The sequence below is a fragment of the Methanolobus zinderi genome (genome assembly GCF_013388255.1).
GTDB classification, from domain to species: domain Archaea; phylum Halobacteriota; class Methanosarcinia; order Methanosarcinales; family Methanosarcinaceae; genus Methanolobus; species Methanolobus zinderi.
Genome location: NZ_CP058215.1, coordinates 746,784 through 769,807 on the forward strand (window position 1 = coordinate 746,784; position 23,024 = coordinate 769,807).

At 45.4% G+C, this 23,024-nt stretch carries 24 protein-coding genes and 1 other RNA gene; 10 read left to right on the plus strand and 15 right to left on the minus strand.

Annotated features, from left to right (window positions below; translation table 11 throughout):
• Positions 1-80: 80 nt before the first annotated feature.
• Entirely contained in the window at positions 81-779 is a 699-nt protein-coding gene (locus HWN40_RS03790; RefSeq protein WP_176964506.1) for a CehA/McbA family metallohydrolase, read from the plus strand.
• On the opposite strand, the gene HWN40_RS03795 is transcribed toward HWN40_RS03790, so the two are convergent.
• The 4 genes from HWN40_RS03795 to HWN40_RS03810 are packed head-to-tail and all read right to left on the minus strand — an operon-like array spanning position 765 to position 4,204.
• Positions 765-1,460, minus strand: a complete 696-nt coding sequence (locus HWN40_RS03795; protein ID WP_176964507.1) for a dihydromethanopterin reductase (acceptor) — start codon at positions 1,458-1,460, stop codon at positions 765-767. The genes HWN40_RS03790 and HWN40_RS03795 overlap by 15 nt on opposite strands.
• Positions 1,461-1,505: 45 nt before the next feature.
• Positions 1,506-2,096 carry a DUF447 domain-containing protein gene (locus HWN40_RS03800; protein ID WP_176964508.1) on the minus strand — a complete coding sequence of 197 codons (591 nt, stop codon included), beginning with the start codon at positions 2,094-2,096 and terminating at the stop codon, positions 1,506-1,508.
• Positions 2,096-3,058, minus strand: coding sequence for a triphosphoribosyl-dephospho-CoA synthase (locus HWN40_RS03805; RefSeq protein ID WP_176964509.1), 963 nt, complete (start codon positions 3,056-3,058; stop codon positions 2,096-2,098). The genes HWN40_RS03800 and HWN40_RS03805 overlap by 1 nt, the downstream gene beginning before the upstream one ends.
• A gap of 18 nt (positions 3,059-3,076) precedes the next feature.
• The gene (locus HWN40_RS03810; RefSeq protein WP_176964510.1) at positions 3,077-4,204 is read right to left on the minus strand and encodes a methanogenesis marker 9 domain-containing protein; all 1,128 of its coding nucleotides are present in this window, start codon (positions 4,202-4,204) and stop codon (positions 3,077-3,079) included.
• A gap of 227 nt (positions 4,205-4,431) precedes the next feature.
• Here HWN40_RS03810 and HWN40_RS03815 point away from each other — a divergent pair, with 227 nt between their 5' ends.
• A complete protein-coding gene (locus HWN40_RS03815) occupies positions 4,432-4,638 on the plus strand; it encodes a hypothetical protein (RefSeq protein ID WP_176964511.1) in 207 nt (68 codons plus the stop codon).
• 59 nt (positions 4,639-4,697) lie between these two features.
• Here HWN40_RS03815 and HWN40_RS03820 read toward each other — a convergent pair whose 3' ends face one another.
• Positions 4,698-6,290, minus strand: coding sequence for an FMN-binding glutamate synthase family protein (locus HWN40_RS03820; RefSeq protein ID WP_176964512.1), 1,593 nt, complete (start codon positions 6,288-6,290; stop codon positions 4,698-4,700).
• Positions 6,291-6,670: 380 nt separating this feature from the next.
• Here HWN40_RS03820 and HWN40_RS03825 point away from each other — a divergent pair, with 380 nt between their 5' ends.
• Positions 6,671-7,222: a TMEM165/GDT1 family protein gene (locus HWN40_RS03825; protein WP_176964513.1), complete on the plus strand. Its 552-nt coding sequence runs from the start codon at positions 6,671-6,673 to the stop codon at positions 7,220-7,222.
• A gap of 169 nt (positions 7,223-7,391) precedes the next feature.
• Positions 7,392-7,523, plus strand: a complete 132-nt coding sequence (locus tag HWN40_RS13620) for a hypothetical protein (RefSeq protein ID WP_281361382.1) — start codon at positions 7,392-7,394, stop codon at positions 7,521-7,523.
• An 11-nt stretch (positions 7,524-7,534) separates the two neighbouring features.
• Here the strand turns inward: HWN40_RS13620 and HWN40_RS03835 are convergent, their stop codons facing one another.
• The gene (locus HWN40_RS03835; RefSeq protein WP_176964514.1) at positions 7,535-7,762 is read right to left on the minus strand and encodes a hypothetical protein; all 228 of its coding nucleotides are present in this window, start codon (positions 7,760-7,762) and stop codon (positions 7,535-7,537) included.
• 158 nt (positions 7,763-7,920) lie between these two features.
• Between HWN40_RS03835 and rnpB the strand changes: the two genes are divergently transcribed.
• Positions 7,921-8,290: RNase P RNA component (gene rnpB, locus HWN40_RS03840), an RNA gene on the plus strand.
• Positions 8,291-8,293: 3 nt separating this feature from the next.
• Here rnpB and HWN40_RS03845 read toward each other — a convergent pair.
• The 5 genes from HWN40_RS03845 to HWN40_RS03865 form a co-directional block, all read right to left on the minus strand.
• Positions 8,294-9,451, minus strand: coding sequence for a geranylgeranyl reductase family protein (locus tag HWN40_RS03845; protein ID WP_281361384.1), 1,158 nt, complete (start codon positions 9,449-9,451; stop codon positions 8,294-8,296).
• A 5-nt stretch (positions 9,452-9,456) separates the two neighbouring features.
• Positions 9,457-10,098: a DUF116 domain-containing protein gene (locus tag HWN40_RS03850; RefSeq protein ID WP_176964515.1), complete on the minus strand. Its 642-nt coding sequence runs from the start codon at positions 10,096-10,098 to the stop codon at positions 9,457-9,459.
• On the minus strand, positions 10,091-10,729 hold the full coding sequence (locus HWN40_RS03855) for a DUF116 domain-containing protein (RefSeq protein ID WP_176964516.1): 639 nt from the start codon (positions 10,727-10,729) through the stop codon (positions 10,091-10,093). The genes HWN40_RS03850 and HWN40_RS03855 overlap by 8 nt, the downstream gene beginning before the upstream one ends.
• A 94-nt stretch (positions 10,730-10,823) precedes the next feature.
• The gene (locus HWN40_RS03860) at positions 10,824-12,068 is read right to left on the minus strand and encodes a (Fe-S)-binding protein (protein ID WP_176964517.1); all 1,245 of its coding nucleotides are present in this window, start codon (positions 12,066-12,068) and stop codon (positions 10,824-10,826) included.
• 2 nt (positions 12,069-12,070) lie between these two features.
• Complete coding sequence (locus tag HWN40_RS03865; RefSeq protein WP_176966269.1) at positions 12,071-12,862, minus strand: respiratory nitrate reductase subunit gamma; 792 nt, start codon at positions 12,860-12,862, stop codon at positions 12,071-12,073.
• Between the two features lie 296 nt (positions 12,863-13,158).
• Here HWN40_RS03865 and HWN40_RS03870 point away from each other — a divergent pair, with 296 nt between their 5' ends.
• The 5 genes from HWN40_RS03870 (at position 13,159) to HWN40_RS03890 (ending at position 17,979) form a co-directional block, all read left to right on the plus strand.
• Complete coding sequence (locus HWN40_RS03870) at positions 13,159-13,857, plus strand: RNA methyltransferase (protein WP_176966270.1); 699 nt, start codon at positions 13,159-13,161, stop codon at positions 13,855-13,857.
• Positions 13,858-13,981: 124 nt separating this feature from the next.
• Positions 13,982-16,072, plus strand: coding sequence for a minichromosome maintenance protein MCM (locus HWN40_RS03875; protein ID WP_176964518.1), 2,091 nt, complete (start codon positions 13,982-13,984; stop codon positions 16,070-16,072).
• A 13-nt stretch (positions 16,073-16,085) separates the two neighbouring features.
• The gene (locus HWN40_RS03880; protein WP_176964519.1) at positions 16,086-16,376 is read left to right on the plus strand and encodes a DUF424 domain-containing protein; all 291 of its coding nucleotides are present in this window, start codon (positions 16,086-16,088) and stop codon (positions 16,374-16,376) included.
• Between the two features lie 17 nt (positions 16,377-16,393).
• Positions 16,394-17,062, plus strand: coding sequence for a hypothetical protein (locus HWN40_RS03885; RefSeq protein ID WP_176964520.1), 669 nt, complete (start codon positions 16,394-16,396; stop codon positions 17,060-17,062).
• Positions 17,059-17,979 carry a coiled-coil protein gene (locus HWN40_RS03890; protein ID WP_176964521.1) on the plus strand — a complete coding sequence of 307 codons (921 nt, stop codon included), beginning with the start codon at positions 17,059-17,061 and terminating at the stop codon, positions 17,977-17,979. The genes HWN40_RS03885 and HWN40_RS03890 overlap by 4 nt, the downstream gene beginning before the upstream one ends.
• Positions 17,980-18,016: 37 nt before the next feature.
• Here the strand turns inward: HWN40_RS03890 and HWN40_RS03895 are convergent, their stop codons facing one another.
• From HWN40_RS03895 to oadA, 4 genes are read right to left on the minus strand one after another with little or no spacing between them, the layout of a single operon-like run.
• The gene (locus HWN40_RS03895) at positions 18,017-18,619 is read right to left on the minus strand and encodes an S-layer protein domain-containing protein (RefSeq protein WP_176964522.1); all 603 of its coding nucleotides are present in this window, start codon (positions 18,617-18,619) and stop codon (positions 18,017-18,019) included.
• Positions 18,591-19,562, minus strand: coding sequence for a biotin--[acetyl-CoA-carboxylase] ligase (locus HWN40_RS03900; RefSeq protein WP_176964523.1), 972 nt, complete (start codon positions 19,560-19,562; stop codon positions 18,591-18,593). Before HWN40_RS03900 ends, HWN40_RS03895 begins: the two co-directional genes overlap by 29 nt.
• Before the next feature lie 55 nt (positions 19,563-19,617).
• Positions 19,618-21,099, minus strand: coding sequence for an acetyl-CoA carboxylase biotin carboxylase subunit (locus HWN40_RS03905; RefSeq protein WP_176964524.1), 1,482 nt, complete (start codon positions 21,097-21,099; stop codon positions 19,618-19,620).
• A 10-nt stretch (positions 21,100-21,109) separates the two neighbouring features.
• Entirely contained in the window at positions 21,110-22,834 is a 1,725-nt protein-coding gene (oadA, locus tag HWN40_RS03910; protein WP_176964525.1) for a sodium-extruding oxaloacetate decarboxylase subunit alpha, read from the minus strand.
• Positions 22,835-23,024: the final 190 nt, after the last annotated feature.

Consider the following 23,024-nt stretch of genomic DNA (forward strand, 5'->3'; position numbering starts at 1 on the left):
TTCTATTTTCCCGTTCGCCACTACTTTTCTACTAATCTTCCATAAAAATCCTTATAAGCTCTCAGCCCTTAGATTCTCCTATGCGATTCGATCTCCATGTTCATTCTGTTTTTTCCAAGGACAGCTATGCAGAGCATGATAAAATACTGGAATATGCTGCAAAGAACGGTCTGGACGGATTTGCAATATGTGACCATGATTCCATTGAAGGTGGTCTTGAGTGTGCCAGAAGGGCGCTTGAGATCGGCTCCGAACAGATTGTTATCCCTGGTGTGGAGGTCAGCTCATCAAAGGGACACATACTGGTTTTAGGTGTTAAGGAAAAAATAGAACCGGGCTTAAGTCCTGAAGAGACTATCAGAATAGCGCATGAACAGGGCGCTGTAGTAGTGATTCCACATCCTTACAAGACAACATCCCATGGAATAGGGTATCTGAAGGGCCTTGATGCGGATGCTGTGGAAGTCCTGAACTCCCGTTGCATGACGAAGGGACCGAATAATAAGGCCAGAAAAGTTGCGGATGAGCTTGGTCTGCCTCATGTCGGAGGAAGTGATGCGCACGAAGCTCCTATGGTTGGCAGATCATATGCGGAGATCGATGTCTCTGAGAGAAGCGTGGAAGCGGTTCTGGATGCTATTCGGGAAGGCAGGACAAGTGCCGGTGGACGCCTGACCCCGGCTTCATACGTTGTGAAGCAGATGTTTGCAGGTCATTTAAAAAAGGCAAAGACCCGACTTAGAAGGTCCAGAAGATCACATCGCTCAAAGAATGTTTAGTATATCTTCAGGTTGCTCGAGAACAGTTATTCCTTCAAGTTCCCTTACAATTTCGACATTTCTTGCATCTATGTCCCTTACTTTCAGCGTAACAGGTCCGCCCTTGATAGCATCGAACTCGCATAGTTCCTTGCATATGCCGCATCCGCTGCACTTTAGCAGGTCTATCTGATCGGTGATGGCTTCGTTGGGACATGCTTCCCACGGAGGACATGGATCACATTTGCGGCACATTTCTCTATCAATCCCGAAGGGGAGTTCTGATACAACAACCCCTGCAATATCCACAGGTACCACATAGACAGGCACACTTCCCTTAACAGCCTGTGCCACAGCATTGCTGACAAGTGAGTCTGCGGTACCGCTTGCTATCTTGGATACGGTATTGGATGTAGCAGGTGTCACAAAAAGCGCATCGTATTTGTCAAGGAGAAAACGACCGGTTTTAGGCCAGCTTTTTCCCTGCTGTGTTTCTGGAAAGATTTCCTCCAGGTATTCTCCGCATGATATCTTTTCCATTTCTTTTTCAAGCCCGTACATCCTGACGACCTCTTCGGCTGCACTGGAAAGAAAAGTATTAACTCTGATGTCATGTTCTTTTTTTATCTGGTCGAATACCTTAAAACTTGATGTAAGGAAATGTCCGGCACCTGTGATGCCCCATGCGACTGTTTTTCTCATAGCGACCACAACGATTTTTCCAGGTTATATTTTTCCGCCGCCTTTCTAGAGATACTCGTAGATAAGCTTCATAGCCTCTTTCTCAGCTTCCCCGCCGCATTTTTCCACAATGTCACCATATGCCTTGATCAACTTCAGGTATTTGTCATCTTCTGTAAGCTGATACCTGGTTGCATGTATGCAGGCTTCGATAACACCGTATAATCCACGATTGGGAGCCCGTATCTTACACTTGTTAATATGTGCATAGATCGGAACAAGCTCGGAAATAAAAGCTTCACTTGTAAGTTTCGAATTCACGCACTCAAAGGCAACCCAGCACTGTGCTTCTTTTAATGTGGATATCGTTATATTGTTGAAGGTCTTTGATTCGAACTCAGAATCATCCAGTTCAGTGAATGTGGAAAGGGCAAATAGTATGGGGTCGTTTGTGATGTTTGCAACCAGCTTCTTCTCGGCCAGCACATTCTCATAGGTATTCGATCCCTTGAAGAGTCTGATAAACAGCTTGTCTTTCTTGCGTATGATTCCCATGGGTGCTGCGTTCGGTGTCCAGCCCTTGTTAGTTGTAACAATTGTTTCGGATATTCCTTCATATAGTCCGAAACTGTCAATATCAAAATCCTTATCCAACATTAATATCTGACTCCTGCAAGCAAAGCAATGAATATGCCGGCAATTACTATATCGGCAGTTGATCCCGGATTGATCTTCTTTTCCAGGAGTTCTGCGTCCATTTTTTCAATTGAGGCTTTTATATCAGTAAAATTAACTTCTTTACTATATATATTTTGTAGCAGAGACTTTGCCTGAGATGAAACCGTGAGGGCAGTTTTACTGTCAAACTTGGTGGTAATGAAAGTATCTTCATTCTCTGACAGTATTTTCAGAAAAGAGTAAACCACCACATCATTGATATCGACATCAATCTTACCCGGAAGTATCCTGTCCTGCAAACCTCCTATAATAATCTCCGCACAGTCTGCACATCTCTTAAAACCCGAGACCCATTCATTTGCTATCAGATCATATTCCTTTGCAATTTCCATGAGTTCATAGAGACTGACGTTTTTTTCTGTAAGTTCATTTGTTGCCCTTTCATCCTGCAGGCTGAACTCGTCCACGGGATTTACCTTTACACCGGCAGTGTCAAAGCAACCGTAGAACTCAATAGCATCAGAAGTGTCTGTATTTTTCACTATATTATGCGCACATTTCGTAAGCTCGTCGATTGTGAACATATCCTTTTGATCAAAGGTCTTTCCTGCTGCCATGGCAAGTGGTACAAGCAGTATAATGGCACCAAAGTGAGTGTTTCCTCCATTCTGCCAGCTGACACTTTCCTTGACTGCCTTTTTTATCAGCTCCCCGGCACCATGCAAACTTTCAGCTGCCTCCTCCATCACAGGATACATGCTTATGGCGGATGCCAGGAAATGCTCGTAACGTGTGTCCTCATAGTCATCATGCCGGTCTATGTTTCCTGGTTTCGGGGAAGCCGACACTTCCAGGCACATGGCAAGCTGGGCACAGCGTGCGATATATGATCTCAGGGGATAGCCATCCCTTCTGACAGTGAAGCTTTGCTTTTGGCTCATCTATCCGATATGTGATACTTACCGGCTCTTCGACTTCTCAAGTATATGGTCTGCAAGTTCCTTTTTCAGGCGCATGTATTCAGCATCGGAAAGTCCAAGAGTTTCCAGCACGCCGTCCCTGAGGAAGCATGGTTTTGAGATCTTACAGCACCATACGAGACTGCCAAAGCACGTGCTGTCTCCGTACTCCAGCATTGTACCCTTTGCAAAGTCCATTTTCAGATCTGCAAACTCCTGTGCAGTAAACCCGAGCTTTTCTATCTTTCCATGCACCGGACACTGTTTAACAGGCAGACAGCAGAATGTAAGCCCTCTGAGATCACCCTCTCCTCTGCATACATGTTTCGGAGCATTGTACCATCCCATGTCCTCATGGAGCATTGTAACGTTTTTGACAAGCTGGCCTATAAGTGCAGGGTTGTCCATAACTCCCCTTGCAACCGAGACCATGTCAGCACCCCTTGAGAACATATTCTTGGCCGTTCCAAAATCGGTTACTGAATTGTTGCATATGAGGAACATTGATGTGGAGTCACGTACATTCTTGATGAGCCTGAGGTCTGCTCCTGCTCCTTCCATCATTGCATCCAGATGCAGTATATCGGCACCTGCGGACTCCAACTCCTTTACAAGCTCAATGTCGTTGACCACATTTCCTCTGACCTTTACGGAGAGGACAACACCGGTCTCCTTTATCTTCTTCACGAATTCGGTGAGCCTGGGTATGTCTTTTAACAATGCCTGTCCTGCACCTATGGAGGTCATTTCCTCCTGGCGGCAGTGGGCATCCAGCTCCAGAATGGCCCCTGCATCTTTTGCAATTCTAGCTGCCTTGACCAATGGTTCCGGATCGGTACTTCTCACATTCACGGCAACTGAAGGTCCGCTACCTACAGCATTGATTTCCTGTTCTATATGTTCGAAAGGATCGTCTGAGACAAACTCTTCCCTTCCCCTTGCTACCATGTCAGCTGCAGCCTGCTGTGTTTTCTCATCAAGGTTATATCCTCCGAGTATCACAAGCCCTGCATCGGCTGCATGCTTATTAGCAAAATCACTATCTGTTATACCTCCCATTGGGGCTAGTGCAATGGGATTTTTAAAATTGACATATCCTGCTTTAAGATTAAAAAGATCATCAGACACACTTTCACCTCAGGTCTGTGTTTTCTATTTTAGCTATGTGTGCTGCTCAATACTGGTTGGTCCGATATTAATATAACGCTGCGGTATATTCTCACCGGTATTGAAAGTGGGATCGGGGTTTAAGGTCAGGGCAGCTTTATACTGCTATACTCAAGAACTAAATACTATCAAAGCACACATTTAAAATAACCATTGATTCACAATGGATACAAAAGTGGAGGTTAATTATGAATTGTATTGTATGCGGAGCTGAAAGTAATACAAGATATTGTAACGATTGCGGAAAGGTTATGGACGAACTTATCAGGAGAGTGGGTGAGGAGCGCTGGGCTGCTATGGATGACTGCTCTTACATCTATCCCATGGTTCTGAGGGTTGCAAGGGGGGAGCTTACGGTAAATGACATCATCCAGGCAATGGAAGTCGAGGATTAAAGACTTCCGGCAATTATTATTTTTAAAAAAGTAAAAAAGAAAAAGTAAGCAGGGCTTACTTATCCATCGAGTATTTCTTCTGCAACGTCTCTGTAGGCGTCCATCACGTAAGATATGCCTGATACCTTTGCGGCTTCCTCTGTAAGCGCCATAAGGTCCTTACGCTGAAGTGTCGGAAGGCTGAACCTTCTGGAACCTGCCATGAGCTGCTGGAGTCCGACCCTTGTCTTTTCGGCATATGAGTGGATACCTATGGCACCAAGTGGAATATCCTTGATGTCGTTGCCATAGCGTTCTTCGAGTTCCTCGTAGTGAACAAAGATCTCTTCAGGCCTGTGTCCGAATTCGGATACTGTCTTTGGAAGGTTGCCTTCTTCAAGCCACTTGCCAATATTCTTACCAACCATGCCCGGAATCATAAGGCCCCGGCCCATACATACTGCCTTGAAGTAAGGTGAACCCATTGCAAGTACCTTGTAGATACCGTCCTCACTTGAGAAACCTCCTGCCATTGCAAGGTCAGGTACTCTCTTACCCTTTGATTTGAGCTTCTCTGCGAACTCGTATACCAGTGACTGGAGATAGAATGTCGGAGTTCCCCATTCTTCCATCATCGGCCATGGGCTCATACCGGTACCTCCCGGTGCACCGTCGTATGTCAGAAGATCGATCTTAGCATCTGAACTGTATTTGATTGCCATTGCAGTCTCTGCCATGGAGTATGCACCGGTCTTCAGGGTAATACGCTTGAAACCGAGGTCTCTGAGTCTGTCACATTCCTCATGGAATCCTTCTTCAGTGACAAAGCCGAGTCTTGAGTGTCTTTCGAATTCCCTGATGGCGCCCATCTTGAATGCTTCCTGTACGGCTGCAAGTTCAGGATCAGGTGTAACGATGTAACCTCTCTTCTTGAGCTCGATCGCACGGTCCAGGTCGCTTACTTTTATCTCTCCGCCAATACACTTTGCACCCTGTCCCCATTTCAGCTCAATGGTGTCCATTTCGTGCTTGCTGGAAAGGTATTCAGCAACACCGAGTTTTGTGTCCTCGACGTTCATCTGGACTAACATCTCACCGTAGCCGTCATAGAACTTCTTGTAAAGCTCGATCCTGCGATCCATTTCCGGTGATTCTGTCACCAGGCCGTCGCTTCCCCTCTTAAGTCCGGGGTCGATACCGCATACGTTCTCACCACAAACGATTGTGACACCGGCAATAGCCGCACCGATTGCGAAGTGTTCCCAGTTCTTCCTTGCGATATCTGTGGAACCGAGTGCTCCGGTAAAGATCGGTACTCTCATCTTTACCTTCTTATCCCAGCCGTACTCGGTTTCAGTACTGACGTTCGGGAATCTTGCGGTTTCGGGACTTGGTTCCATATCCTCTGGCATACCCTCGGCGCCGACAGCATATCCCTGAATGTTGATGTGGGAATAGTCTATGGGGTAGTTCTTGTCAGCACCGGCTGTGACCTCACCAAAAGGTCCGGGGTACAGAACTTCACGTCCTCTGAATGAAGACTTGAAAATTTCACAGTTTCCACGGCATCCGTCCACACAACGTGTACAGATACCTGACATTGGTACAACGCTCTTTGACCTGTTAAAGGTCTTCGTAGCTTCATTTGCATTTGGTTGCCTAAGATTTACCATGCATATTCACTTCCTCTATTTTAAAATACTATTTTTAGGCCGGTCTTCCTACTTCCGGCCTCTTCCTAAATTAGGCTAGCAATAGTAGGCTAGCGGTTGGCTTCAAGATATATTTATATTTTTTTGTTTTCCCCTCTTTTTGGCTTGTCCAATGGTGTATAAGGAAGCCGTTTTCTTGTTTTAGCTAATAAACTTTATTCCGGAAGTCGGAAATCGGCTGTAAATTACTATATATATTTTATTGTTGATTTTATTTGATAGTCTTTACAACAGCAAATAATTGATTTTCATTAAACTTCCATTTCTGGCCAAAAACAAAGTCCCCTCATATATGAACATCAATGGTTTGTTTTAAATAAGACATTGCAGGTATTTGCTTCATGATCCAGGACATTCTGATTCCTTTTTTGTTGGTAGGTCTTGCTGAACTGGGTGACAAGACCCAGCTTGCGGTGCTGATCCTGTCCACAAAAACCCGGAAATACCTGTCTTTGCTTGCAGGTGTTATGCTGGCATTCGTCCTGACAGACGGACTAGCCATATTACTTGGAAGTTTCATTAGCGAAAGGGTTCCCATGGAGTATGTGAGAATAGGTGCTGGACTGATATTCATATTGTTTGGTATTATCACTCTGGTTAAAAGGGATGAAGAGGACGATGAAGGCTCTTATGAGTTGAAAAGTCCATTTGTTTCCGGATTTGCTCTGATACTTGTTGCCGAGATGGGAGACAAGACCCAGCTTGCCTCTGCCCTGTTTGCCACGCAGTATGAACCGATCCTGGTTTTCATAGGTGTGGTCTTTGCTCTGTTTATACTCTCAGCTGCTGCCATCTTCCTTGGAAAACTGATAATGGAGAGGATCAATAAAAGAACCATATCCCTTGTGGCAGGTGCTTTGTTCATACTGATAGGTGTATCTTTCCTGTTGTAGTCCGACGATATCGCGGAATAACCGGTACCTAAACAAGATTAATAAACCATTAGCAGTTATTTTAAGACAGGGAGGTTTTATCATAGTTCATATACTAAAATGCAGGGATCTCGGGTTCAATGATGATTTCATTGTTGTAGATAACGATCCTGTAAAAGTAAAAGAAAAAATGAAAGAGCATATTCTGGATAAACACAAGGATGAGTTCGGGGAACTTTCTGATTTCCACAAAGAAGAAATTATGTCCAAAATGGACTTCCTGCTTACACGTGGCTGTGGCTGCGGTGTATTAAAACTCTGATATCCTGTCTTCTATTTTTCTCTCTTTTTCATCCTGTGCCTGGCTACAATATAAAATCCTGCCAGAGCTGGTGGAATAAAGACCAAAACGGCTGTACCGATCGTGTCGATTTTAAGATTATGCGTATTCTCCGACTGCAGATATTCTGTGGTTGGTCCTGCCATAAATTCTGCAAACATTATCAGTAGAATTATTGTAAGAAGAATAACGCCTGCCAGAAGATATCGCTTATACAGCATACAGTACCACCTTCCTGTAAGGTTTAATCTGTTTCTTTATAAATTTTCTGTCTTACGGTTTCGTTGGTTTTTGTGTGATATCCATGATTATTTTATCAGCTATGCAGACGGCTTATGCGAAACATATATACGTTATGCAGGATTATGCTCAATTTCATGAGAGAGGAAGGACGGCTGCCGGGCCTTATGGCCTGAGGAAAGTCTCCCCACCATTTAAACACACGAGTGCCTGTAAAGGGCACCGGGCGAGAGTCCGGGCAGTTGCGTTGCAACTCATGCAGTTTTTCTGCGTGCTGGCACAGAAACGATACCGTACCATGTTAATGCTGTGATGCTGAGAGGCTGAGGTCGCATGGATTGCGGATGGAACGGCGAATCCTCGTGGGTGCAAGTCGAAAAGGATTGATCTTTGATCATCCGGGTTTATGACGCTTAGCCGAATGCCGTCAATGCAACTCTTCGGAGCGCATCTCCTGCCAGGCAGATAGATGTATTGCATTAACAGAAGGGAGCTTACTCTCCTCACTCATATCAAGCTTTTCGGGATATATTTTTAAGAAGCCATCCGGGCCTGAAGTTGAAGATCAACCACTTGAGGTACTCTTTGTAAGTTAACCTGAAGGCTGCGACCTCAAGGAAGCGGTCAATGATAGCTTCTTCACTTGTGAATATCTTGAAGGATATTTCCGGGAAATTGTGCATCATCTTTGCGAAGACAAGTGAATACTTCAGATGCTCTCCGAATTCTAAGTCACACCTTTTTTCGTATTCTCTGAGATGTGTAAGATCTTTATTGCCTGTGTGCAATGTTTCTGATATAACCTCTGCTGCGATCTGTCCGGACCTTATGGCATATGCAAGTCCTTCTCCACTGAATGCGTCTACAAAGCCCGCTGCATCACCACTAAGCAGGATCCTCTGATCTGTGATCTTTCTTTTGTAGCCACCACATGGTATCACATGGCCATTGAACCTGTATTTCTCTTTAAACCCGTTGTCCTCAAGATATTCCCGCATGGCACTGTTAGGATCTGACAAAAGACTTGCAAGTCCTCCGATCCCCACTGAATAATAATTATCGTGCGGGAATATCCATCCGTATCCCATGCCCGCAACTCCGAACCTCATTTCAATACTGTCACGGATGTAATTGTCTATCCTTTCGTTCTCTTCTTCGACTTCCGTGACTATGCAGACTCCATATTCTTTTTTGCTGTCCTTTCTGCGGACGATATTCTTAAGGGTACCCTGCGATCCTGTCGCTATTATGACGAATCTGGATTCGTATGATGAGTTTTTAGTTTTGACCTGAACATAGTCATCCTCATTTGATATGGAGATGACCTTTTCACCCTGAAGGATCTCTATACCTGATTCCTGAGCCTTAGAAAGCAAAAAATTATCAAGCTTGCTACGTGTGATCGTCACAGCTATGCGATAGTCCTTGTAGCGCTCGATAACCCGGTCCCTGAAGCAGATCCTGGCTCCGTATAGTTCTTTTTCGATCAGTTCGTCAGGGAACTCAAAATCAAAGTGTGATATCGCATGGTCCGAAAGTGCTCCTCCGCATGGTTTGTATCGTGGGAATATTTCTTTTTCTAGAAGCAGTGTCTTCAGTCCTGCTCTTCCTGCGATCCTTCCTGCTGCAGAGCCTGCAGGGCCGCCACCTACAATAATCAGGTCATACATCAGTTTCACCGGTTGTAGAACTTTCGATTTACATCAAACATTTCAAGTGTTTCTAGAAGCTCACTGTATTCAACTTCTGTGTTAAAACACCCGTCGTTCAGCATGGGGACACCGTATGTGACAATATTCTTTCCTTTGAGCCCCATCATTACTTTATTTAGCTCGTAGTCGCAGGCGATCAGAAGGGCACCTTCATATTTTCCATCCTTGATTATATGTTTGACAAAGGAAGAGCCTGTAACGATATAGAGCTTGTAGCCGTACTTTTCCGCATCTTCCTTAAGCCTGGTGAAAACACATTTTCCACAGGAAACACACTGTATTCCGGATTTGGTCGAGGATGCCGGACAATCAAGGAAACGCATACAGTGGGGGGCTATTATCATCCTTGTTCTTGTTTTAGCAAACTTGTTCCTATGGGCGATATTTTTCAGGGAAACCATCCACTTATCAAGTTTCCTGGTATCGGATAATCTGAAGAAAAAGAACTTTACCGGAAGATAGAATAAGTCAAGAACTTCTGCGAAGAACCCTGCAAGCCAGACATTGTGATTGAAACTCATCCTGCTTACAGCCAGGGATACACTTGCCAGCAATACGGATACTACGGAAAGTACAAGTATGGCCTCTCCAAGAAGACTATACATCACATTCCTCCATTTTCCTTATGACCTCGTCTACATCGACCTTTGTATCAAAGCATCCGTCCTGGATCAGTGCAACTCCCTGAACCACCATAAACGGTGATGCACCCTGCATGGATTCTGTGAGTTCCGGATAGCATGCCACACCTATACAGCTCTCAGGCCTTTGAGTTTTGATTATCTTCTTAACGAAACTGCCTCCGGGTATGATATAGACGTCAAATTCATGTTCCTTTGCAGCTTCATGGATTCTGCTGATATCACACAGGCCGCACATCTTGCACTCGTATCCCTTGATCGGATCACAACGTGCCTTACAGTTGGGATGACGCATGCACTGTGGCAGGAAAATTGCGCGATTACCTTTGGTTTTTTTGAATTTATCTATCATGACGGCATTGCGCACTTCCACCAGTATCTCATCCACTATAGCATCATTAATGAAAAATACCCTGCATATTATTTTAGCAGGTCCGTAGAAAAGGTATAACACAAAGAGAGTGAAATTCGGGAACAGTATCTTACGCTTCTTGTAGCTGTAGGCGCCCAGTACCAGTGCCAGCAGTATTCCTGCTATAACAAGCAGGGAGATGATTATGAATACTTTTCCAAGAAAATCATAAGGTATGGTCATGAGCACATAAAATTAGGCTTAAAAATATATCTAGATTATCGCTAAAAAGTCAAAAATGGCAAAGTGAATAATCACTCTGCCTATGCGTTCGTAATCATTCAGGTGCGTCACTGAGGTCAATTCCCATTGCCTCAGCAGCGAGAACTACAACGTCCTCAACTTCAAGATCCTTTGCGCCAACTGCATCTCTTCCGTCACTGAGGTTCCTTTTACAGAACGGGCAGGCGCTTGACAGAAGGTCAGCCTCTGTTGCAAGTGCATCGTCAACACGTGTTGATGCGACTCCCAGTGCAAGGTCAGGAATACCTGCTTTCACACCACCGCCGGCTCCACAGCAGCGCTGGTTCTCTTCGATCCTTTCCATTTCGACAAACTCGATACCTGGAATTGCTTCAAGAACAGCCCTTGGTGGCTCGAAGACACCTACGTGGCGGCCAAGGTGACATGGGTCATGGTATGTGACCTTCTTGTCGATGGACTTCTCCCATTTGATATCTCCCTTCTCTATAAGGCCCTGCAGGTACTCTGTGATATGCATTACCTTGAATGGGAGCTCCTTCCCTGTGAGTCTTGGCCAGTCGATAAGTGATGCCCTGAAACAACCTGCACATGCGTAGAGTACGATCTTTGCACCCTTTGCCTTGATGTTGTCGATGTTCTTCTGGGCATTGACCTTTGCAGTGTCATTGATGAAGTACTGTCCGGTCCTGATAAGTGCTGATCCACAGCAGATCTCGTCTTCACCGAGCATTGTGAACTTGATGTCGAGCTTGTTGAGAAGACGTGTTGTTGCAAGTGCAAGTTTTCGCTGCTTGAGCTCTGCGGTACATCCTCCGAAGTAAAGGATCTCAGCTTCATCCTCGACCTTTACATCTTCAGGGAACCAGTTGACCCTGTTTGCATTGTCTTCCATGTAAGGGTTCTTGTATTCTCCGATGAGCTTGAGGAAAGCACTCTGCTTGCCGAATGGTCCGTTTCCACGCTTTACAAGATTTGCACGCATGGATTCCCATAGCTCAACTGTATTGATCGCGGACTCACATACTGTTGCACACATTCCGCATGTGGTACAACCATATACGTCGTCCTTGAATTCTTCCATCTCTTCTTCCGATATCTCTTTTGGTCCGAAGAGTCTGGCTCTTAAGCCATAGGACTTGTTCATGAACTCTCTCCATCTGAGGATCTTGTCCCTTGGTGCAAGACCAGGGTCCTCTCCGGAAGCATCGTAGGTTGGACACCAGTTCACACATTCGCCACAGCGGCTGCATGAATCAAGTTCCATTAACTGAACAGCTGTAAAGTTTTCTGTATTAATTGAAGGTTCGCGCTTAGCCATTATTATTCTCCTCCTTTATTTGCAAGGAGTGCAAGCGGTATTGCTATCATGTGTATGTATTTACTGAAGGGTATGTATGCTATACAGAACAGCAGTGAAATAACCACGTGGAACAGTGCTGCAGGTGGTGCATACTCGATTGGCATGTCAAATCCCCAGAATCTTCCGGTCCTGATTCCGTCTGCAACAAATCCTGTTATCGTGATAACTGTAAGGCCTATAAGAAGGATTGAGTCGTATGCTATGGTTGCTTCTCTTACCTTTGTCATGAAAAGCCTTCTGTATATTGCTATTACGATACCTACAAGCAGTATGTAACTGAATACATCATTTGGTACTGCGAGTAACTCTCTGAATACAACAGGTTCGAGGAATTCAGGCAGTGAATGTGCATATCCTACCTCCTCACCTATCAGGAATATCATTTCAACGAGGAACATCGCAAGTGAGAGTGCAAAGAGTGCCATCCATCCAAAGAATATGGTGAAGTGCATAAACCATCTGAGCGGGCTTCTTTTTAATATCCTTCTCTGGAATAGAATATCCAGGAAGAACGTTTCCAGCACAGATTGATTATGGATATGTGCATGTTCGCTCATCTGATATGCGAGCATCTTGGGGAACGCAAAAATACTGCCAGAGGGTTCAAGACCGTATCCGGTGGAACCCATTCCCCATTTTTTCAGATTTATATACATTCCAATAAGGAAAATACCAATTGACAGGTTAGCCAGTATCATAACCTGTACGAAAGTAAGTCTCAGGGCATCAGAAATGCCAGCAAAGTACTCCATACTCATTTTTACCTTTCTCCTGATATATCATCACAAAATATAATTACCATCTTAAAGAATCAAAATCCATTTTTACCTATGAGTAACCGCTTTGGTTTGCATGATTGTAGTATCGATATTATTTAAAGATTTGCATCGAAAATATCTGCATCAGGGGACTCGATGCTCAAAAAACTTTCCAGGCAATAAATTCCTACCTGCTTAAATAAATAGTATCCTGACATCTGGTGTATCAAAGATGGCACAGATTATATTATAATCACCTCCTAATAATTCAGCTTAAAAACTTAAGGAATATTCTCATGGATCTAAAAGTAGTACTCGTTGAACCTCTGTACCAGGGTAATGTAGGTTCTGTGGCCCGTGCAATGAAGAACTTCGGTTTTTCCGATCTTGTGCTCGTAAACCCATGCAAACCGGAAGTTGAGGCCAGGGCGATGTCATCCCATGCCTGGGATCTGCTTCAGAATGCGACTGTTGTTTCCTCACTTGAGGGTGCCATAGAGGATTCCAGTATTGTTATAGGTACCACCGGTATTACAGGTCTTAAGTTCGACGAACATCTGAGAATCCCTCCATTCTCACCACGTGAGGTCAGGGAACGGCTATCCGGAATGGATGGTAATGTTGCAGTACTTTTTGGCAGGGAGGATCAGGGCTTTAGCAGGGAGGAGCTAAGCCTTTGTGACATGATAATGACCATTCCCACGTCCGAGGTCTACCCGGTCATGAACCTGTCACATGCGGTTGCGGTTGTACTATATGAATTGAGTGAGCTGACAACCGGTGATCTGCCGCTTGCGGATGCCTTTGATGTACGCCTGCTGCATGAGCACATTGCAGAGCTTCTGGATGACATAGATTACCCCGAACATAAAAAGGAAAAGACAAGGCTCATGATCAAGAGAATATTCGGAAGGGCCTGTCTGCTTGAACGTGAAGTGCAAACCCTGAGGGGAATACTGAGAAAGATACAGCAGCACATCCGTGAATAATCTTTGACACTCAATGATGTTTCGAAATATTCATATTGTTTCAGGTGCATCTTGCAAACCTGCCGGATTCTGTCCGGTGTACATAATGCTTTAACCGAAATTCTGCGTAAATTCTTGTGTAAAAATGACCGAAGGTAAGTGGGACGAAAAGTTCAGAACTTTTCTTAAAAAGTATTACTGGGATAATATTCTCCAGCTTGCAAACGACTATCCTGACCAGCGTAGTCTGTATGTTGATTTTTCCGATCTTGAAATATTTGACAGGGAACTGGCGGATGAACTTCTTTTTCATCCCGATGATGTCATTCCGTCTGCTGATAATGCACTCCAGGATATAGACCTCCCTGTTGAGAAATCGCTGGAAGATGCAAGGGTTCGTTTTGTGAAGATTCCGAATAAAATACCAAATCGTGATCTTAGAAGTAAACATCTTCTGCAACTGGTGGCCATTGACGGTATGATAAGAAAAGCCACAGAGGTTCGCCCTAAGATCCTCAATGCAGCTTTTAAGTGCATGCGTTGTGAACATATCACCATGCTTCCTCAAACTGAGCTCAAGTTTGTGGAACCCATGGAATGTGAGGAAGAAACCTGTGGTAGAAAAGGTCCTTTCAAAATAATGATCAACCAGTCTCTTTTTATCGATGCACAGAAACTGCAGGTTCAGGAATCGCCAGAGAACCTTAAAGGTGGCTCACAGCCGCAGAGTCTTGACGTGGATGTTGAGGACGACCTTGCAGGGATAGTAAAACCCGGTGATCGTGTGATCATCAACGGAATTCTCCGGTCCCACCAGAGGACTACAAGGGAGGGAAAATCACCTTTCTATGACCTTGTCCTGCACGCCAACTCAATCGAATATGTGGATCAGGAGTTCGATGAACTCGCGATATCACCGGAGGATGAGGAAGAGATACTCGCACTCAGCAACAATCCTGAGATCTACAATAAGGTGATCAAATCCATTGCACCTTCCATTTACGGCTACGAGGATGTAAAAGAGGCACTTTCCCTTCAGCTCTTCTCAGGTGTTCCAAAACACCTGCCGGATGGTTCCAGGGTGCGTGGGGATATTCATATGCTGTTCGTGGGAGATCCGGGTGTTGCTAAGAGTCAGTTGCTACGCTATATGGTAAAACTTGCACCAAGGGGTGTTTTTGCATCAGGAAAAAGTGCATCTTCGAGCGGTCTTACCGCAGCGGCTGTCAGGGACGATCTCGGAGACGGGCGCTGGACCCTGGAAGCAGGTGCTCTTGTGATGGCAGATATGGGTATAGCTTCCATTGACGAGATGGACAAGATGAGTTCCGAGGATAAGAGTGCACTTCACGAAGCAATGGAACAGCAGACCATTTCCGTGGCAAAGGCAGGTATCATTGCCACGTTGAAATCCCGCTGTGCACTTCTGGGAGCTGCAAACCCCAAGTACGGGCGGTTTGACAGGTATGAAGGTATAGCCCAGCAGATAAGCATGCCTCCGGCACTAATGTCGAGATTTGATATGATCTTCGTGTTGCTGGATACTCCCAACGAGGACATGGACTCAAGGATTGCCAGGCACATTCTTAAATCCCATTACGCAGGCGAACTTTCCGAGCAGCGTAAGAATATAATGTCAAGTGAGATCACCCAGGATCAGGTAGATGAACATATGGAGGTAGTCAAGCCTGACATCGATCCCGACCTTTTGCGCAAATACGTTGCATATGCCCGGAGGAACATCTATCCTGTAATGGAGGATGATGCCCGTGATCACCTTGTCAAGTTCTACATGGACCTGCGTAAAATGGGTGAGGGTAAAGATTCACCCGTTCCGGTAACAGCCCGTCAGCTTGAAGCACTGGTCAGGCTTGCGGAGGCAAGTGCAAGGCTTCGGCTCAGTAACGTGGCCACTATGGATGATGCCAAGAGGACGACCAGGATAGTATATGCATGCCTTAAACAGGTTGGAGTTGACCCTGATACCGGTGTAATGGATGTTGATATTATCGCCTCGGGCACTACCAAGAGCCAGAGGGATAAGATAAAGTTGATTAAAGAAGTAATCAAAACGGTTGGTGAAAGGCACCCCGGAGGCAAAGCCCCTCTTGAGGAAGTCTATGCTGAAGCACAGGCACAGCAGATAGACAAAGAACATGCTGAAGAGCTTATTTCCAAGATGCGCCGCACAGGTGATCTGCTCAAGCCAGATAAAGACCATGTAAAAGTAGTATAATAGATGTGATTTGATGTATCTTAAAATACATAGATCCGGTGATAATGTGATCGTTGCCCTTTGCGACAGGGAACTGATCGGAAAGACCCTGAAAGAAGGCGATATAAGTATCACTATTTCGGAGGATTTTTATAAGGGTGACCTTGTATCGGAAGATAGGGTAAGGGACACCCTGGCAGGTGCCGGCAATATCAATATCTTCGGGGAACGGTCCGTATCCTGTGCCATAGAATGTGGTGTTGTGGATAAGGACTGTGTCAGATTTATCGATGGGGTTGCACATGCCCAGGTATTCAGAATTTAAGATTGTGAGGTGTATCTATGAGTGACAGTGCCCAGGATGGAACTGCTGTAGATATTACTACCTATGAGAAACAGGAACTCCTTGAAAAGGTAATTGACAAGCATAAACGTTTTTTGGACGAATATACATCAGAGCTAAGCGGGATAGAGAACCGGATGGAATCCCTGAACTCTGTCATAAGTTCTTCCAAGCAGAAAAAAGAAGAAATGAACAGTAAGCTGGATATCCTGGCTGAAAAGAGGCAGTTATTCTACCATCAGGCTGAAAAGGAACTGGATGATCTCAAATCACTAGCTGAAGGTGATTCTGCATTCCTGAAGGCTTTAAGGGAAGTTTCAGCAGAGGTCTCAAAGGCAAAGACCCAGCTTCCGCCGGAAGAGGAGAAAAAGATTGTCAATTCCATTCTTGAGAATCTGTCCTCGCTCAGTCCAGACAATTCCAATATCAGGGATGCTGTGGCTTTAGCCAAAGCAAGGGTAAACGATGCCCTTGCATCAAGTACGGAGCTGTCCTCTATAAAGAACTCTGATGTGGATTTTGATAAAGAGAAGGCAGATTCTGAAAAAGAACTAAATGAAATAGCTCCCCGGCACAAATGGCTTGAGAACCGTATAGGCAGTCACAGGGAAGCGCTGGACTACTGGAAGAAACTGTCATCAGGACAGGTAAATGAGGTGAAGGCATGACCGATGATCTTTCAAACATGTCAGAAAAAGAGTTAAAGAACAAGGTCAATGATCTCAGGACCCAAATAGGCCAGCATGACAGGGAGTTAAAATCCATCTATAAGGAGTTAAAACTCCACCGCACCAATATGGATGATCTCAAAACAAAGCGCAATGAACTGAACTCTCAGGTAAAAGCACTTGTTAAAAAGGCCCGTGAAGCCAAATCCAAAAGGGATGCCTTCAATGAAAAGATAGCTTCTCTTAAATCTACAAGGAATGAGATCCAGGATAATAAACGCCAGTGTTCTTCCGAGATATCCGAACTAAAAAGCAAGCGTGATGACCTGAATAAAATTTCAAAGGGAAGTGTTGAAACTCTTTCAAAATCCTATGTTGCTGACCTTGATGTTTTCGTAAATGCTGACATCCCTTTAAATCATGAAATAGATCTGTATGAGAGATTGCTTTCAATGAAGGAGCGTCTTGATGCAGCCTTTGATGCGAACGAGGTTCATCAGGAACTTATACAAGCATATGAAAGTTCAAAGGAAGTATTCGATACCCATGCGGATGTGGGTGATGAGATCCAGGGGCTTGCGGAACAGTCACAGAAGTATCATCTTGAGATGATCGATATATACAAGCAGGTTGATGAAGTACGCAAGGAGGCTGATCTTGCACATTCCCAGATCACTGCAAAGTTCGAAGCTACCGCACCTATCAGGGAAAGGATCGATCCTCTCAAGGAAAAAATAGCTCACCTGAGAGAAGAACTGGATGTCTATCTGGAGAAACTCAACGAAATAAATCTTGAAAAGGATGAGAAGAAACAGGAAGAACATCTGGAATCAGCTAAAGAGAAACTTGATAAGAATGGCAGATTAAGCCTTGAGGATCTCAAGGTCCTGATGGAAAAGGGAGATCTTAAATTCTGAAATGACGGGTATGTCCCGTTATTTTTACTTTTCCTGTTTATTTTTGGTCACGTTCTTTCCTGGCAAAATAGTATGTGACAGTTGTCAGTACTATGGATGCAATTAGAATCCCAAATCCGGGTATTGACCTGCTGTTGTCTTCTGACTGGTCATCTGCTATATCGTCCTGCGATTGGTTATCCTCTGTGTCTTCATGTACCTCAGGTTCCGGAAGTGCCGGATCCAGGTACTGGTAAACCGGTTTGAATGTGACAAGTTCTCCGCTGGGGCTTGTGTATATGGTATCCATGGTGATGTTCAGGATTTCCCTGTTATGGGAGTAGACAAGACTCTCGCCTTCACCCAGTATGCCTTCGTGCAGGATTTCCCCGTTAAGAGAAAGCTCTACCCAGACTCTGTCATTTGCCGGATTGACGCTTTTGACCCTGAGCTGATATCCCTGGTCAAATGACCAGCTCTCACCGGTAGTCAGGAAGATGCCTGTTCCGTTTAAAAGCAGTTCATCCTCTGCGCATGTGACGGCCGGAATAGAAGATAATAAAAAAAGTACCAGAACTAGGGTGATTATGATGTTTCGGAGGTCCTTTGGATTTTTCTTTCTGATCGGACCATTATTTGCTATACCGGCAGCGTCCTGCAATGATCTCCTCTCTGACGTTGTTCTTTGTTTTGACAAGAAGTGCACCTTTGTCGGTAACGCCTACCGCCTTACCTTCGATTATCTTTACAGGCGTTGTGACGGTCACTTCTTTTCCGATGGTATCGGAGAGGGATATCCACTCACTGACGATATCCGAGAACTTCTGTGTGGTAAATTTGATGTATTGCTGCTCGAGCTCAAAGAGCAGTTGTTTCATGAAAGCGATCCTGTCGATGGGTTTTCCGACTTCTTCTTCAAGACTTGTGGAATCTTCCCTGATCTCTTCCCTGAATTCACTCTGCCTGACATTTGCATTGATGCCGATTCCGAGAATTACATGGTCTATCTTCTCCACTTCAGCATCTACTTCCGTTAGTATCCCGCAGACCTTTTTCCCATGAATGAGCACATCATTCGGCCATTTGATGCGGGCATCCACTCCCAGCTCGCGCATAGCCTTGCTGACGGCCAGGCCGGCAACAAGTGTTATCTTTGCTGTGTACTCAAGGGGAACAGAAGGTTTTAGAATGACCGAGAACCAGATGCCGCCCGGAAGTGATTGCCATTCACTTCCCATGCGCCCGCGCCCTTTTTTCTGGGTTTCCGCTATGACAACGGTACCCTCTGGACACTTTGCCGCAAGCTCTTTTGCAATGCTGTTGGTGGATTCCACTTCGTTATAGTAAAGAATCTCTCTCCCAAGCAGGCTCGTCTCAAGCCCGGCTTTTATTTGCTCGGGATAAAGCATGTCAGGTGAGGATTTCAAGGCATAGCCTACTTTTGGGGAGGACTTGATCTCATAACCGTCCTTTCTGATCTCTCTTATGTATTTCCAGACCATTGCACGTGTTATGCCAAGCTTTGATCCGATCTCCTGCCCGGATACCGGTTTGCCTCCCGAACTCTGAAGTATTCTGATAATCTCGGCTTTGTTCCCATTCACAGCTATCTCACCAGTGAATAATTAGTCCCTAAACTATATATTACTCACAGATTAATTATTTTTTCTGTTTCTCCACAGCTTCCATATAGGAACCTACGGCTGCAGTGATAGCTGCAATTTTCTGCTCCCGGTTATCGAGTGCTGATGCCAGGGTAACCCCTTTTTCCAACTCTTCTTTTACGACCTTCTTTACATCCTCTATGATATTGTGTTCGTCGATGAAATGTGTGGTAAGCTTACCTTCTCTGAAGGCCTGATGTTGCAGTACAGCCTTGTGGAACGGGATATTTGTTGTAACACCCACGACCACATACTCGTACAGGGCACGCTTCATGCGGTCAATGGCCTCTTCTCTGGTCTGTCCCCATGCACAGAGTTTTGAGATCATGGAATCGTAATAGGGAGATATTGTGTATCCCATGTGGACTCCGCTGTCAACCCGTATTCCGGGGCCACCTGCGGAACGATATCTTCTGATCTTACCTGGTGATGGTGAAAAATCGTTAAGAGGATCCTCTGCATTTATACGGCATTCGATCGCCCAGCCTCTGTGGGTTATATCTTCCTGCTTGAAGGGCAGCTTCTCTCCCCATGCAATACGTAACTGCTGTTTTGCAAGGTCGATACCGGTGATCATTTCGGTGATGGTGTGCTCTACCTGCAGCCTGGTATTGACTTCAAGGAAATAGAACTCTCCTTTGGAATAGAGGAACTCAACGGTACCTGCGTTCTCATAACCGATTGCTTTGGCAGCTCTGACTGCGGTCTCTCCCATTTCTTTACGGAGTTCGGGCGTCATGACCGGAGATGGAGCTTCCTCTATGAGCTTCTGGTGTCTGCGCTGTATGGAACATTCCCTTTCCATTACATAGACTACATCCCCGTACTTGTCGGCAAGGATCTGGAATTCTATGTGCCGTGGTTCCTCCACATATTTCTCAATGAATACTGTGGGATCTCCGAAAGCCGAAGACGCAACTGACTGGATGGACTGAAGCGCGGTCTTGAAACCTTCCTTGGAGTGTACGATCTTCATTCCGATTCCGCCGCCACCGGCAGATGCTTTGATCATTACCGGATAGCCTATGGAATCTGCGATCTCCACCGCTTCTTCTTCACTTGCCACGGCTCCCTCGGTTCCTGGAACAACAGGGACGCCTGCCTTTATCATTGTATTTCTTGCAGCAATCTTGCTACCCATCTGGTCTATTGCCTTGCTTGGCGGACCGATAAACACGATTCCTGCTTCTTCACACTTTCTGGCAAATGTGCTGTTCTCAGAAAGAAAACCATAGCCCGGATGTACTGCTTCCGCTCCGCTCTCAAGTGCTACTTCTATTATCTTGTCAATATTGAGGTAGCTCTGGCTGGAGGGTGCGGGGCCGATATAGTAAGCTTCGTCTGCATATTTTGTAAAGAGAGCGTTCTTATCAGCTTCCGAGTAAACCGCTACCGTCTGGACTCCAAGTTCCCGACATGCTCTCATCGCCCTGATGGCGATCTCACCGCGGTTTGCAACAAGTACCTTTTTGAACATACTTACTCCCTCAATCGATACTCATAAGCACACAACCGGAGGTTACGGCATCACCTTCAGCGATAAATATCTCTTTTACAGTTCCTCCGTGTGGTGCATGGATGGCGTTCTCCATCTTCATGGCTTCTATCACACAGACAGTGTCACCTTCGTTGATCTGCTGTCCTACGTCTACTTTTAGGGACAGTACCATTCCCTGCATGTGGCTGGTAACTGCTCCGGCCACGGATTCAGGTGTGACCTCTTCCTTTGTCTCCTCAACTGCTACGCCTCCCACGGGATTGACCTTAACATTGTACATCTCTCCGTCAACTTCTACCTTGAAAGCTGTGGGTACTATAGCAGGGCTGGCTGATGCACACGGATTTTGCTCTGTGCTGACTGGTACGAGCTCCTCTTCCTCTACTTCTCCCTTGAGGAATGCCGGAGCGATAGCAGGATACAGGATGTATGTCAGTATGTCCTCTTCCTTTTTCACGAGGCCCATTTCCTCTGCTTGCTTTTTCATCTTCTCGTATTCAGGCTCGAGAAGGTCTGCAGGCCTGCATGTGATAGGATCTTCGTCTCCTATGATCTTTCCGACCATTGCATCATCGATCTTTTGGGGTGGTCTGCCGTAGAGGCCGCGCACGTAGTCCTTTACTTCCTTGGGAATGACCTTGTAACGCTCTCCCATGAGGACGTTCAGCACCGCCTGGGTTCCAACTATCTGGCTTGTTGGTGTAACAAGCGGAGGGTATCCGAGCTCTGCCCTGACCTTTGGCATTTCTGCAAGTACGTCGTTGTACTTATCAAGAGCATTCTGTTCCTTAAGCTGGGACACAAGGTTTGAAAGCATACCTCCGGGTATCTGGTAAAGCAGCACGTTGGTGTCGATCTGCTCGGATATCGGGTTGAGGACACATCTGTATTCCTCTTTGAGTTCCTTGAAGTATTCCGCAACCTCTGCTATGAGCTCGAGGTCCAGTCCGGTGGCACGCTTTGTTTCTGCCAGTGCCGCAACTATGGACTCTGTAGGTGGCTGGGAAGTACCCCAAGCGAATGGTGAGAGTGCGGTATCAAGTACGTCAACCCCTGCCCTGCATGCGGCAGTGTAGCTCATGGGTGCCATTCCGGATGTACAATGGCAGTGCAGATCCACGGGGAGATTGACTTCGCTTTTAAGGGCTTTTACAAGGTCATATGCCTGCTGTGGTGAGATAAGTCCTGCCATATCCTTGATACACAGGGAATCACATTCAAGTTCTGCAAGTCCCTTTCCAAGCTCTACATACTTCTCAATTGTATGTACTGGACTTATGGTGTAACAGATAGTTCCCTGGACATGTGCGCCTTCTTTTTTGGCTACGGTGATCGCCTTTTCCATATTGCGGATATCGTTCACCGCGTCAAAGACCCTGAATATATCGATTCCGTTCTCGTAAGCCTTTTTGACGAACTTCTCGACTACATCATCAGAATAGTGTCTGTAACCTACCAGGTTCTGTCCCCGCAGGAGCATCTGGGCTGGTGTGTTTTTCATGTGTTTTTTCAGTTCCCTCAACCTCTCCCAAGGGTCTTCGTTCAGGTATCTTATGGAACTGTCAAATGTAGCACCACCCCACATCTCAAGTGAAAAATATCCTATCTCGTCCAGTTTGTCGACTACTGGCAGCATATTGCGGGTGCGCATTCTGGTCGCAATAAGAGACTGATGCGCATCTCGAAGAATGGTTTCAGTTATTTTTACTTTCATGGGACTCCTCCGGGAAATAATTCCTGTATCAGTGTTTAGTATATCTACTATTGTGAATAATTACTATGAATAATTATTAAAGGTCATCTGGCAATAGGTCTCAGATGAATTTCTATCTTATATATCATGTTCTTTTATGTAGTTTCTGGTAAGCACTTATATATCTTTCAAAACAGCACTCTCATGACAA